Origin of the sequence: Mycobacterium sp. 050272 (assembly GCF_039023525.1) — a bacterium.
In the GTDB taxonomy this organism is placed as follows: Bacteria; Actinomycetota; Actinomycetes; order Mycobacteriales; family Mycobacteriaceae; genus Mycobacterium.
On sequence record NZ_JBCHKV010000011.1, the window covers coordinates 110,941 to 122,892 of the forward strand.

At 65.8% G+C, this 11,952-nt stretch carries 12 protein-coding genes; 10 read left to right on the plus strand and 2 right to left on the minus strand.

What is annotated here, in order from left to right:
- Positions 1–13: 13 nt before the first annotated feature.
- Genes AAHS21_RS20625 through AAHS21_RS20635 form a run of 3 tightly spaced genes read left to right on the plus strand, consistent with a single transcriptional unit; the run spans position 14 to position 4,058 of the window.
- Positions 14–1,519, plus strand: a complete 1,506-nt coding sequence (locus AAHS21_RS20625) for a carboxylesterase/lipase family protein (protein ID WP_342929419.1) — start codon at positions 14–16, stop codon at positions 1,517–1,519.
- A gap of 59 nt (positions 1,520–1,578) precedes the next feature.
- Positions 1,579–3,573, plus strand: a complete 1,995-nt coding sequence (locus AAHS21_RS20630; protein ID WP_342929420.1) for a phosphotransferase — start codon at positions 1,579–1,581, stop codon at positions 3,571–3,573.
- Positions 3,574–3,596: 23 nt separating this feature from the next.
- On the plus strand, positions 3,597–4,058 hold the full coding sequence (locus AAHS21_RS20635; protein WP_342929510.1) for a gluconokinase: 462 nt from the start codon (positions 3,597–3,599) through the stop codon (positions 4,056–4,058).
- Positions 4,059–4,061: 3 nt separating this feature from the next.
- On the opposite strand, the gene AAHS21_RS20640 is transcribed toward AAHS21_RS20635, so the two are convergent.
- Positions 4,062–5,078 carry a DoxX family membrane protein gene (locus AAHS21_RS20640; protein ID WP_342929421.1) on the minus strand — a complete coding sequence of 339 codons (1,017 nt, stop codon included), beginning with the start codon at positions 5,076–5,078 and terminating at the stop codon, positions 4,062–4,064.
- A 72-nt stretch (positions 5,079–5,150) separates the two neighbouring features.
- Between AAHS21_RS20640 and pncA the strand changes: the two genes are divergently transcribed.
- The 3 genes from pncA (at position 5,151) to AAHS21_RS20655 (ending at position 7,307) form a co-directional block, all read left to right on the plus strand.
- A complete protein-coding gene (gene pncA / locus AAHS21_RS20645; protein WP_342929422.1) occupies positions 5,151–5,711 on the plus strand; it encodes a pyrazinamidase PncA in 561 nt (186 codons plus the stop codon).
- Positions 5,711–6,511 (plus strand): ketosteroid isomerase family protein, encoded by an 801-nt coding sequence (locus tag AAHS21_RS20650; RefSeq protein WP_342929423.1) that lies wholly within the window; start codon positions 5,711–5,713, stop codon positions 6,509–6,511. Before pncA ends, AAHS21_RS20650 begins: the two co-directional genes overlap by 1 nt.
- A 157-nt stretch (positions 6,512–6,668) precedes the next feature.
- On the plus strand, positions 6,669–7,307 hold the full coding sequence (locus tag AAHS21_RS20655; protein WP_342929424.1) for a hypothetical protein: 639 nt from the start codon (positions 6,669–6,671) through the stop codon (positions 7,305–7,307).
- Here the strand turns inward: AAHS21_RS20655 and AAHS21_RS20660 are convergent.
- Positions 7,304–7,660 (minus strand): DoxX family protein, encoded by a 357-nt coding sequence (locus AAHS21_RS20660; RefSeq protein ID WP_342929425.1) that lies wholly within the window; start codon positions 7,658–7,660, stop codon positions 7,304–7,306. The two genes, AAHS21_RS20655 and AAHS21_RS20660, sit on opposite strands and share 4 nt — an antisense overlap.
- Before the next feature lie 183 nt (positions 7,661–7,843).
- Between AAHS21_RS20660 and AAHS21_RS20665 the strand changes: the two genes are divergently transcribed.
- The 4 genes from AAHS21_RS20665 to AAHS21_RS20680 all read left to right on the plus strand — a co-directional run bounded on the left by AAHS21_RS20665 (position 7,844) and on the right by AAHS21_RS20680 (position 11,952).
- Entirely contained in the window at positions 7,844–8,758 is a 915-nt protein-coding gene (locus AAHS21_RS20665; RefSeq protein WP_342929426.1) for a sigma-70 family RNA polymerase sigma factor, read from the plus strand.
- A gap of 80 nt (positions 8,759–8,838) precedes the next feature.
- Positions 8,839–10,164 (plus strand): sugar ABC transporter substrate-binding protein, encoded by a 1,326-nt coding sequence (locus AAHS21_RS20670; RefSeq protein WP_342929511.1) that lies wholly within the window; start codon positions 8,839–8,841, stop codon positions 10,162–10,164.
- Positions 10,161–11,123, plus strand: coding sequence for a sugar ABC transporter permease (locus AAHS21_RS20675; RefSeq protein WP_342929427.1), 963 nt, complete (start codon positions 10,161–10,163; stop codon positions 11,121–11,123). The genes AAHS21_RS20670 and AAHS21_RS20675 overlap by 4 nt, the downstream gene beginning before the upstream one ends.
- Positions 11,110–11,952: a carbohydrate ABC transporter permease gene (locus AAHS21_RS20680; RefSeq protein ID WP_342929428.1), complete on the plus strand. Its 843-nt coding sequence runs from the start codon at positions 11,110–11,112 to the stop codon at positions 11,950–11,952. The genes AAHS21_RS20675 and AAHS21_RS20680 overlap by 14 nt, the downstream gene beginning before the upstream one ends.

Sequence of the window (11,952 nt, forward strand, 5' to 3'; positions counted from 1 at the left end):
CTACCGTCGGCGTATGCACGAGCGCACTATCCGCGCACGCACCGCCAACGGCATCGTCGAAGGCTTCACCCGTGATGGCGTCAACCGTTGGCGATCCATTCCCTATGCCCGGCCGCCGGTCGGACGGCTGCGGTTGCGGGCGCCGCAGCCGGCGCAGGCCTGGTCGGGCGTGCGTCATTGCCACGGTTTCACCAGCTGCGCGCCCCAGCAGCGCCGCTACACAATGCTGGGTGTCGGCCGATACCAGCCGATGAGCGAGGATTGCCTCACCCTCAACGTCGTTGCGCCGGAGTCGGGCCACGACGAACCGTTACCGGTCATGGTCTTCATTCACGGCGGCGGATACATCCTGGGCAGCTCCGCGGTCCCGCTCTACGACGGTGCGGCGATGGTCCGTCGCGGTTGCGTGTACGTATCGGTCAACTACCGACTGGGTGCGCTGGGATGTCTTGACCTGTCCTCGTTGTCGACCGCGGACACCACCATCGACAGCAATCTGTACCTGCGCGACCTGGTGATGGCGCTGCAGTGGATTCGAGAGAACATCGCGGGATTCGGCGGCGATCCCGGCAACGTCACCATTTTCGGCGAAAGCGCCGGTGCTTGTATCGCCGCCACGTTGTTGGCGGTGCCGGCAGCCGAAGGCCTGTTCGCGCAGGCGATTGCCGAAAGCCCGGCATCGGGCCTGGTTCGGTCGAAGGAGATTTCGGCGCAGTTCGCGACGAGGTTCGCCGAGTTGCTGGGCGCGCGTCCCGAGGATGCCGCCAACGCGCTGATGCAGGCATCCCCGGCGCAACTCGTCGAGACCCAACACCGGCTGATCGACCAGGGCATGGAGAACAGGCTGGGCGCCTTCCCGATCGGCCCGGTGATCGGCGACGACTGCCTGCCCGAAGACCCGGTGCTGGCGATGCAGAACGGTCGGGCGCATCGGGTCCCGCTGATCGTGGGCACCAACGCCGAAGAAGGCCGGTTGTTCACCAGGTTCCTCAAGATGCTGCCGACCAATGAGTCGATGATCGAGGAGTTGCTGGCCGACCTGGAACCGGTTGCCCGCGAACGCATTATGGCCGCTTACCCGGGCTACCCGTCATCCTCGGCATGCATCCAGCTGGGCGGCGACTTCGCATTCAGCTCGGCGGCCTGGCAGCTGGCCGAGGCGCACAGTCATCACGCCCCGACGTATCTGTATCGCTACGACTACGCTCCGCGGATGCTGCGCTGGTCGGGGTTGGGTGCGACCCATGCCACCGAGTTGTTGGCCGTTTTCGACTTCTATCGAACCCGGCTCGGGGCGTTCTTGACCGCGGCGGCCGATCAGCGCGCCGCAATTCGGGTCAGCAACGAGGTGCAGCGCCGTTGGCGAGCATTCAGTCGCGGCGGGGTGCCGGGTGAGGACTGGCCCGCCTACACCGTCGACGACCGCGCCGTGATGGTCTTCGACCGCAAGAGCCGTGTCGAATTCGATCCGCACCCGCATCGCCGGATGGCGTGGGCAGGCTTCTCATTGGCGCAGTGACCTGGCACGCTGACGTGGCACGCTGAACCCGTCAGCGCAAATTCGGCCAAAGGACGTCAATGCAGACCCAGCCAGTCGAACGACCCAGTGATCTCACCGCTTCGTGGTTGACCGCCACGATCGGCGCCGGCCAGGTCGCCGACTTCGAGACCGAACGCATCGGTACCGGCCAGATGAGTGAGTGCTACCGGGTGCGGCTGCGCTACGTGGATGGGGTCGCGGGACCGGAGTCGGCGGTGTTGAAGGTCGCGGCCAGCGATCCGATCAGTCGGCAAACCGGGTTGGCGCTGGGCCTCTACGAGCGTGAAGTCCGTTTCTACAGCGATATCGCGCCACGCCTGGGCGGACCGATCGCACCGTGCTATCACGCCGCGATCGACACCTCGACCGGTGTCTTCGATCTGCTGCTCGGCGACGCCGTTCCGGCAATTGTCGGCAACGAAATCGCCGGTGCCACAATCGAACAGGCCACCGTGGCGGTCGTCGAGTTGGGGCGGCTGCACGGCCCGCTGCTCGGCGACACCTCGCTGGCCGACGCGCCCTGGCTCAATCGGGACGCACCGCTAAACCAGGCCATGATCGCCCCGCTGTATGCCGGCTTCCTCGACCGCTACGGCGACCAGATCGCGCCGGCGCACCGCATGGTGTGCGAACGCCTGGTCGGGGCGTTCGATGCCTATCTGGCCGCCGAAACGGAACGAAACCGGATCCTGGGCCTGGTCCACGGCGACTACCGGCTGGACAACCTGTTGTTCGGCGTCGACGGAGCCGACCGCGCGCTGACCGTCGTCGACTGGCAGACCGTCTCCTGGGGTTTGCCGTTTACCGACCTGGCCTACTTCCTCGGCTGCGCACTGGGGACACAGGATCGTCGGGCACACTACGACGCGTTGCTGCGGGCTTACCACGAGGCGCTCGGTCCCCAACCGCCGATCACGCTTGCCGATGTCACCGAAGGTGTTCGGCGGCAAAGCTTTTTCGGCGTGATGATGGCGATCGTGTCGTCGATGCTGGTGGAACGAACCGAGCGCGGCGACCTGATGTTCATGACAATGCTCGCGCGGCACTGCGATCATGTCCTCGATACCGACGCGCTGGCGACGCTGCCCAATGCGGTCGCGCCCGAACCGCTACGGCCAACCGATGACGACGAACTTGCGCATGTGCCGACCGACGAGCCGCTGTGGAGCGAGAGCTGGTATGCCGACTTCGTCGATGCGGCACAGGGATTCGGCGGCTGGTTCCGCATCGGCCTGGTCGCCAACCAGCGGGCCGCCTGGGTTCAGGTGCTGGTGTGCGGACCGGACCTGCCGACCGTCGCGGTGCTCGATTACGAAGTTCCGCTGCCCGAAGACCCGTGGGTGCTGCGCACCGATGCCTTCGAAATCAGCCACGCCGCCAGCGCGCCACTGCAGACCTACCGGGTCGACGTGCGCGCGAAGGGGCAGTCCTACGCGGACCCGTCGGCGATATTGCGCGGCGAACCGGGAACACCCGCCGACGTGACAATGAATCTGGTGTGGACCACCGACGGCGCCCCATACAAGTACCGGGTGACGACGCGCTACGAAATACCCTGCACCGTCACAGGAACCGTCTCCGTCAACGGCACCACCTATCGGATGGATTCTGTTGCGGGACAGCGTGATCACTCGTGGGGTGTCCGCGACTGGTGGAGCATGGACTGGATGTGGAGTGCGCTGCACCTCGGCGACGGCACGCACCTGCACGGGTTGGACATCAACATCCCGAATGTTCCTCCGGTGGGGATCGGTTACATCCAGGACGCCGACCGCAACGTCACCGAACTGCACACCGTGACGAACCCAAGAGCATTCGGCGACAACGGGTTACCGCTGAAAATGACCTTGAGTCTGGACCCCGGCGGCCTGCGCGGCGACGTCGACATCCATGGCCACGCCCCGGTGCTGCTGACCGGCCCCGACGGACAGGTCAGTGAGTTCGCCCGCGCCTGGGTCAGCATCGACACCGCGGACGGCCGCAGCGGCGTCGGCTGGATGGAATGGAACCGCAACCTCGAGCGACAGACTTAGGCGCGGTGCCGACCGTCGTGGTGATGGGTGTGTCCGGGTCGGGCAAGTCGACGGTAGGCCGCGCGCTCGCCCAGCGGTTGCAGGTGCCCTTCGTCGACGCCGACAGTCTGCATCCACCGGCCAACGTGGCCAGGATGACCGCCGGGCAACCGCTTAGCGACCAGGATCGCCGTCCGTGGCTGGAACGTGTCGGGCAATGGTTGGCCGATCACCGTGCGGGTGGGGTAGCGAGTTGCTCGGCGCTCAAACGCAGCTACCGCGACCAGTTGCGGGCGCACTGCCCGGGCGTGGAGTTCCTGTATCTGAGCGGCTCCCCGGAACTGATCGGCGCGCGGTTGGCGGCCAGATCGGACCATTTCATGCCGGCCGCATTGCTGCGGTCACAACTCGACACGTTGGAACCGCTGGGGGCCGACGAGCCCGGGGTCACCGTCGACATCGATCAAGGTGTCGACGCGATCGTCGACACCTTCCTGGCGGGCTAGCCGCTACCAGGGACGACGACGGGTATTGGCCTGCCCGCCGACTCGGTCGCGCGCCGCGTCGGCTATCTGGTTGCCGTGCGTGCGTGCGGATTCGGCGAATTCTTCGCCACGCACCCGAGCGTTCTTGGCCAGCTTCTCGCTGCGCTTGCGCGCCTTCTTCGCCAGTGGTCCGGCCTTGTCGGCGGCCTCTTCCGCCAGCTTCTCGCTGCGCTTGCGCGCCTTTTCGGCTCGCTCGGCCACCTCGTCGGCCAGCTGCTCACCGCGCTTGCGGGCCTTCTTGGCCAGCGGCTCGGCGCGCTCGGCGGCCGCACTGGCCAGTTCGCGGCCGCGGTCGAGGGCGAGCTCGGCGTAGGGCGCGCCGCGCTCGGCGGCGGTGCTGGCCAGTTCGCGGCCGCGGTCGAGGGCGGCCTCGGCGTAGGGCGCGCCGCGCTCGGCGGCGGTGCTGGCCAGTTCGCGACCGCGTTCGGCGCCAACGTGCAGGCCGTGCGCGATCTTTTCGCCGAGCTCACCGAGGTCGGTGTCGAACAATGCGTCGTCGGACCCGGGCAGCACCGAGGACACCCGGTCGGACAGCCGCTCGGCTGCCTTGCGGCCGCGCCATCCCAGCGACGGCTTGCCGGCGGTGTCGGCGGACGCGATCATCAACCCACCCAGCAGGCTCAGGTCTTTCAGGAACTCGCGGCGTCGCTCGGCTTTGCGCTGCGGGTCGCTCTCATTCCAGAACGAGTAGGAGCCGAAGTTGGCCGGCAGCACCGTCAGGGCAAGTACGGCCGACGCGACGCGCGGCATTTTCCCGGTGGCCAGCAGCAGCCCGCCGCCGATCTGAACACCGGCGGTTATCTGGGCGAACGTTTGGGGGTCGTTGGGCATACTGCGGGCCACTTGGTCCGGCAACGCCTGCAGGCCATCCACCGCGGGGGCTGCGGCCTCGGCGGCAGCTTTCGGATTAAGTAGGGATTCAACTCCTTGGCCGATAAAGGCAACCGACAAGAGGGGACGTGCGATTCTGCGGATCACCATGGCAGGGGGTGTACCCGGGGAGTCGGCAAACAAACCGACTCTGCCGCAGTTGACGGCGATATGGTGGAGCGCGTGCGAGCGTTGATCATCGTCGACGTGCAAAACGACTTTTGCGCGGGCGGCTCGCTGCCCGTGCGCGGCGGCGCTGAAGTGGCCGGTGCCATCAACGACTATCTGGCCCGCGAGCCCGGCTACCAACACGTGGTGGCCACCAAGGATTTCCATATCAACCCGGGCGACCATTTCTCCGACCACCCCGACTACTCGTCGTCCTGGCCGCCGCACTGCGTTGTCGGAAGTCCGGGAGTGGAATTTCGTCCCGACCTCGACACCCGGCCGATCGAGGCGGTATTCCGCAAAGGCGCCCGCGCGGCGGCCTATAGCGGCTTCGAGGGTGCCGACGAGAGCGGGACCTCGCTGCTCGAGTGGCTGCGGCAGCGCGGCGTCGACGAGGTCGACATCGTCGGCATCGCCACCGACCACTGCGTCCGGCGAACCGCCGAGGACGCGGCGCGCAGCGGTTTGAGCACCCGGGTCCTGCTCGACCTGACCGCAGCGGTGTCGCCGAGTTCGGCCGCGCAAGCACTAGTCGAGATGCGAAGTGCCGGAATCGAAGTGGTCGAGGGCATCTGATGGTGGTGCCACTGGACCGCGAGTCCCTGCTGGCCGCGGTGGAGCGCTCGCCCCGGGCGGCCGCCGCCCACGACCGCGCCGGTTGGGTGGGGTTGTTCACCGAGGACGGCCGTATCGAAGACCCGGTCGGCTCCCGACCGCATCTGGGCCGGGTCCAGATCGGGGACTTCTACGACACTTTCATCGGTCCGCGAGCGATCAAGTTCCATCGCGACATCGACATCGTCTTCGGCACCGTCGTGCTGCGCGACCTCGAACTCGAGGTGTCGATGGGTGCGGCCGTCACGATGTACATACCCGCGTTCCTGCGTTACGACCTGCGAGAAGCGAACGGCCAATGGCAGATTGCTCATCTGCGCGCGTATTGGGAGCTACCGGCGATGATGCTGCAGTTCCTGCGGACCGGATCGTCGGCGGTGTCGCCCGCGGTGGCACTGTCGCGAGATCTGCTCAACAATCAAGGGCTGGCTGGAACTGCGGGCTTCGTGACCGGCTTTCGCCGACCCGGTGCCCGGCACAAGACGCTGGTGCAGACATTCCTCGGCGCTGTTTCGCGCGGCGATACCTTGGCTGCGGCTCACGCGCTATCACCTGCTGCTGAAATCACTTTAGGTGACAACGACCCGCTCGACATCGCCGAATTCGCGGCGGAACTCGCCGGCGCGAACTGGACCAAGATGATCGGTGCGGGATCCACGGTCACCGTGTCGCTCAATTCGGCTCACGGGCGCGGCATTATGTTTGCCGACCTGGGCCGGCGCGGCAAAGTGATCGATCACGTCCGCTATTTTCCGGCCTGAGCGTGCCCCGATCGGCTCGCTAACAGCGCCGCCCGCAACGACGGCGGAGTTTGCGGGTCATCGTCGCTCGTTCGGCCCTGCGTACCGCGTGGTTGCATGTATTGCCGAGAACCTGATAGGTGCCGTAGAAATAGCTGTCATGAAACGGAGGCAAGCGATGAGTGTGATAAGAACCGTCGGCGTTGGGGTGGCGGTCACCGCCTTGCTGACCGCCACGACAGCCTGTGGCAAAGATGAAAAGTCCTCTTCCTCTTCCTCGTCGTCGTCGACGTCGTCCTCGACTTCGGCGGCATCGTCGAGTTCGGCAGCGTCCTCATCCGCGTCGAGTGCGGCGCCGTCGGGGACCGCGCCGCTGGCCGACTACTCCAACTTGCTGGTCTCGGCTGCCGACATCGGTGCCGACACGACCTTGGGTCCGCCGGAGCAGAACCCGGGCGGCGTGGCCGGGGTGGCGGTGACCTTCAGCAACACCTCCAAGACTCACACGATCACCGATCTTCTCGTCGTGTTTACCGACCCGGCGTCGGCCGCCCAAGGCGCCAAGGACCGCCCCGCCTCCCTGGGCAAATACGTCACCGGTGCCCCGCAGCCGTTCGCGGTGGGGACCAACGGAGTCATCGTGGTCGGGCCGTCGCCCGATAACACCAAATCGGTGACCTACGTGGTGTTCTCCGAGGGCAAGGTCATCGTCGACCTGGAGTTCGACAGCGGACCCAACGATGCCGCTCCGCAGGACTTCGTGATGGATGTGGCCAAGAAGCAGGACGACGCGGTCAAGAGCCGCATGACCAGCTAGTAGCGCTGGATCACCAGCAGCGCCAGCGACGCTGCGGACAGGCACAGGAACGCGCCCGGAAAGGCGATGTTGTACAAGACGCGTGCCCTGACGTGAGTCAGCACCGCCCCGATGAAGAACAGGACCAGGCCGGCCGCGGCCGCGATACCTAACGCCGGCAGACCGGCCAGCCCGGCGACCAGTCCGACGGCCCCGGCCAGCTTCGTCAACGCCAACGCAGGTAGCCACGAACGAGGCACGCCGACCTCGGCCGAGTTCGCCAACACGAATTTCGCCGGGATGAGGTCGGCGACGGCGATACCGCCGGTGGTGATCACGGTGATCACGGTGATCACCAGGTATGCGATGTGCATGCCATCAGGTCCTTCCTTCGTTCAAACCGTTGTGGTGCAGCAATTTCCGCTGCGGCGAGCCCAGTGGCCGCGGTGCGCGCCGCGGCGCACAATCGGTAGGGTCATGGTGCTGGTCTCCTGGGTGCGAAGAGCTCGATCGATGCGGTCATCTTCTTGACGACTCCCGTGCGGAAAAGGTGACCCATGAATGCGAGAACCGAAAATCCGGTGGACCTCACCGGTCTGGCGCAGCGGTTTGACGCCGATCGTCAGCACCTGCGGGCGGTGGCGTTTCGGCTGCTCGGCTCGACCACGGATGCCGACGACGCGGTGCAGTCCGCGTGGCTGAAGGCCAGCCGGGCCTACGGGGGCGACGTCGGCAACCTGACCGGTTGGTTCACCACGATCACCGCGCATGAGGCGTTCGACCAGCTGCGCATGCGAAAGCGCCGCGCCGAGCAGCCGGTGGCCGACGCGCACGAATTCGACCGCCTGACGGCCACCGCGTCGGTGCCGGCGGACGAGGACGCGCTGCTGGCCGACTCGGTCGGCACCGCGATGCTGGTGGTGCTGGATCGCCTGTCGCCCGCGCAGCGAGTCGCATTCGTGCTGCACGATGTGTTCGCCGTGCCGTTCGAGACGATCGGCGATGTGCTGGGCCGGTCGCCGGCCGCCGCCAAGAAACTGGCGAGTCGGGCACGTTCGCGACTGCACGGTGGCTCGCCCGCTCAATCCCGCCTCCTCGCCGGGCACCTCGAGATCGTCGAGGCGTTTCTGACGGCATCCCGCGGTGGTGATATCGCCACGTTGCTCGAGCTGCTGGCCCCCGATGTGGTGCGCAGGGTCGATCGCGTGTTGGTTCCCGACGACGTGGCGGTGCAGGTTCGCGGGGCCCGCGAGGTCGCCGAGGAGACGCGTCGATTCACGCGGCGTGCGCGGGCCGGCGTGGTCATGCTGATCGACGGGGCCGCAGGCATCGTGATCGCGCCGCGCGGGCGCGCGCAGATTCTGTTGCAGCTCGGCATCGGCGCCGACAACCGCATTCACACCATCGACATCACCGCCGACGGCGGCGGCCGGCGGCGGGCCGAACTTGCATTGCCGGGGTGGCCGTCTTAGGCGGATGCCAGACCGATCGGGTACCAAGGACATGGAAACGGCCGATGGAGACGTCGGCGATGGGCGAGAACGGGAACACGATGCTCGATAAGCCGTTCGGACGGCGCAGCTTGATGCGGGGCGCCGGCGCTGTTGCGGCAGCGGCTCTGGCGCCGTGGGCCGGTGGGTGTGCTTCCGACGACGACGCGTTGACGTTCTTCTTCGCCGCCAATCCGGACGAGGCCGCCGCCCGCCTTCGTGTCGTCGCCGAGTTCGAGCGCCGCCACCCCGACATCAAGGTCCGGGCGGTGCGGTCCGGGCCCGGAGTGATGCAGCAGTTGTCCACGTTCTGCGCGGGTGGCAAATGCCCGGATGTGCTGCAGACGTGGGATCTGAGCTATGCCGAGTTGGCCGCCCGGGGGGTGTTGCTCGACTTGAACGACCGCTTGGCGCGCGATCAAGCCTTCGCCGCCCAGCTCAAGACGGACTGCGTCGGGCCGCTCTATGACACCTTCACGTTCGACGAGCAGCAGTCGGCTTTTCCCGAGCAGTGGTCGGGAAACTTCTTGTTTTACAACAGGCGGCTGTTCGCCGACGCGGGCGTCGCGCCTCCGCCCGCGTCGTGGGACAAGACGTGGACGTTCGCCGAATTCCTCGACACGGCCAAGGCCTTGACCAAGCGGGACGGATCGGGGCGCGTCACGCAGTGGGGTTTCGTCAACACCTTTGTCTCGTACTACTCGGCCGGATTGTTCGCGATGAACAACGGCGTACCGTGGTCGACGCCGATTCGGAATCCGACCCATTTCAATTTCGACAGCCCGGCGTTCATGGAGGCCGTGCAGTTCTATGCCGACCTCGCCAACAAACACAAGGTGGCACCGAATGCGTCCGAGGTGCAATCGATGTCGACGCCAGATCTGTTCGCCGCGGGCAGGGCGGCCATGGCGCTGGGCGGTCACTGGCGATACCAGACCTTCATTCGCGCCGAGGGATTGGATTTCGACGTCGCGCCCCTGCCGGTGGGGCCATCGCTGCCCAGCGGGCACAGCGCCTGCTCCAACATCGGCACCACCGGACTGTCCGTCTCGGCGAGCAGCCGGCATCAGGACCAGGCATGGCAATTCGTCAAGTTCGCCTGCGGTCCGGTGGGTCAAGCGATCATCGCCGAATCCTGCCTGTTCGTGCCGGTGTTGCGATCCGTGCTTGCCTCGGACGGCTTCGCCAAGGCCCACCAGGGGATTCGCAACCTCTCGGTGCTCACCGAAGGACCTGCTTATTCCGAACGCCTGCCCGTCACCCCGGCTTGGGAAAAGGTCGTTGCGCTGATGGATCGCAACATGGGACCCGTCCTGCGTGGCTCACGGCCCGCGACATCGCTGACCGGGTTGTCGGTCGCAGTTGACGAGGTGCTGCGCAACCCATGACATCGGTCAACAGATCAGCCGTGCTCACCCCGGCCGCCGCGAAACGCCGTCCCCAGGGTCCGTATCCGTCACGGCGGCGAGCCTGGGCGGGACGCTTGTTCGTCGCGCCCAACCTGGCCGCGGTCGCGGTGTTCATGCTGTTTCCGCTCGGGTTCTCGCTGTACATGAGCTTTCAGCAGTGGGATGTGTTCAGGCCGCCAAAGTTTTTGGGCCTCAAGAACTTCGAAGACCTCTTCACATCAGACCCGTTGTTCCTCATCGCGATCCGCAACACCATCGTGTTCTCTCTCGGAACGGTCATACCGACGGTCGTCATCAGTCTCATTGTGGCGGCGGTGCTGAACCGGAAAGCCAAGGGCATAGCCATCGTTCGGACAATCGTCTTCATGCCCCTGGCGATCTCCTCGGTGGTGCTGGCGGTCGTCTGGCAGTTCGTCTTCAACACCGACAACGGGCTGCTCAACATCATGCTCGGCTGGGTGGGACTCGGTCCCGTCCCGTGGCTTGTCGACCCCAATTGGGCGATGGCCTCGCTTTGCGTGGTCGCTGTGTGGCGCAGTGTGCCGTTCGCGACCGTCATTCTGCTGGCGGCGATGCAAGGAGTGCCGCAAACCGTCTACGAGGCAGCCAAAATCGACGGTGCGGGCGAGATACGGCAGTTCTGGTCGATTACGGTGCCGCTGATCCGCGGCTCGGTGTCGTTCGTCGTCGTCATTTCAATCATCCACGCATTCCAGGCGTTTGACATGGTCTACGTTCTCAATGGTTCCAATGGCGGCCCGGAGACATCGACCTATGTGCTGGGCATCATGCTGTTCCAGCACGCCTTCTCATTCCTGGAATTCGGGTACGCGTCGGCGCTGGCCTGGGTGATGTTCGCGATTTTGCTCGTTCTGACCCTGGTGCAGTTGCGGCTGACGCATCGGCGATCGTGGGAGGCTTCGCGTGGCCTTAGCTGAGGGAGTGTTCAAGCGCAGTGCTTTTCGCGCCGTGGTGGTCTACGCGCTGCTGATCACCATCGCCTGGTGCTGGCTGTTCCCGGTCGCCTGGGCGGTGTCGGGTTCGCTGAAGAGGGAGGGCGAGATCAGTGAGCCGAAGCTGCTGCCGTCGCACCCGAGGTGGTCGAACTACGTCGAGGTGTTCAATGTGATGCCGTTCTGGCGAATGTTTTTCAATACCGTGCTGTACGCCGGATGCGTGACCGCGGGACAGGTTTTCTTTTGCTCGCTGGCCGGATATGCCTTCGCGCGACTGCAATTCCGTGGTCGCGACACGTTGTTCGTGTTATACCTGGGGACGCTGATGGTACCGCTGACCGTGACGGTGATTCCGCAGTTCATCCTGATGCGGACGGCGGGCTGGGTTGATACACCCTGGGCGATGATCGTGCCCGGCCTGTTCGGCAGTGCGTTCGGCACCTACCTGATGCGGCAGTTCTTCCAAACGCTGCCCGCCGATCTGGAGGAAGCCGCGATTCTCGACGGTTGTACGCCGTGGCAGATCTATTGGAGGATTCTGTTACCCCATGCCAGGCCCGCGGTGATGGTGCTCGCGGTGCTCACCTGGGTCAACGTCTGGAACGACTTTTTGTGGCCGCTGTTGATGATTCAGCGCAACAGCCTGGCCACGCTGACGCTCGGGCTGGTGCGGCTGCGGGGAGAGTACGTTGCCCGCTGGCCCGTCATCATGGCTGCTTCGATCATCATCATGGTGCCGCTGGTGATCATCTATGCGGTCGCGCAGCGTTCCTTCGTGCGCGGCATCGCCGTCACCGGGCTTGGTGGGTGA

Coding starts and splice junctions, on each gene's coding strand:
- AAHS21_RS20625 (WP_342929419.1), top strand. CDS start 14: ATGCACGAGCGCACTATCCGCGCACGCACCGCCAACGGCATCGTCGAA.
- AAHS21_RS20630 (WP_342929420.1), top strand. CDS start 1,579: ATGCAGACCCAGCCAGTCGAACGACCCAGTGATCTCACCGCTTCGTGG.
- AAHS21_RS20635 (WP_342929510.1), top strand. CDS start 3,597: ATGGGTGTGTCCGGGTCGGGCAAGTCGACGGTAGGCCGCGCGCTCGCC.
- AAHS21_RS20640 (WP_342929421.1), bottom strand. CDS start 5,078: ATGGTGATCCGCAGAATCGCACGTCCCCTCTTGTCGGTTGCCTTTATC.
- AAHS21_RS20650 (WP_342929423.1), top strand. CDS start 5,711: ATGGTGGTGCCACTGGACCGCGAGTCCCTGCTGGCCGCGGTGGAGCGC.
- AAHS21_RS20655 (WP_342929424.1), top strand. CDS start 6,669: ATGAGTGTGATAAGAACCGTCGGCGTTGGGGTGGCGGTCACCGCCTTG.
- AAHS21_RS20660 (WP_342929425.1), bottom strand. CDS start 7,660: ATGCACATCGCATACCTGGTGATCACCGTGATCACCGTGATCACCACC.
- AAHS21_RS20665 (WP_342929426.1), top strand. CDS start 7,844: ATGAATGCGAGAACCGAAAATCCGGTGGACCTCACCGGTCTGGCGCAG.
- AAHS21_RS20670 (WP_342929511.1), top strand. CDS start 8,839: ATGCTCGATAAGCCGTTCGGACGGCGCAGCTTGATGCGGGGCGCCGGC.
- AAHS21_RS20675 (WP_342929427.1), top strand. CDS start 10,161: ATGACATCGGTCAACAGATCAGCCGTGCTCACCCCGGCCGCCGCGAAA.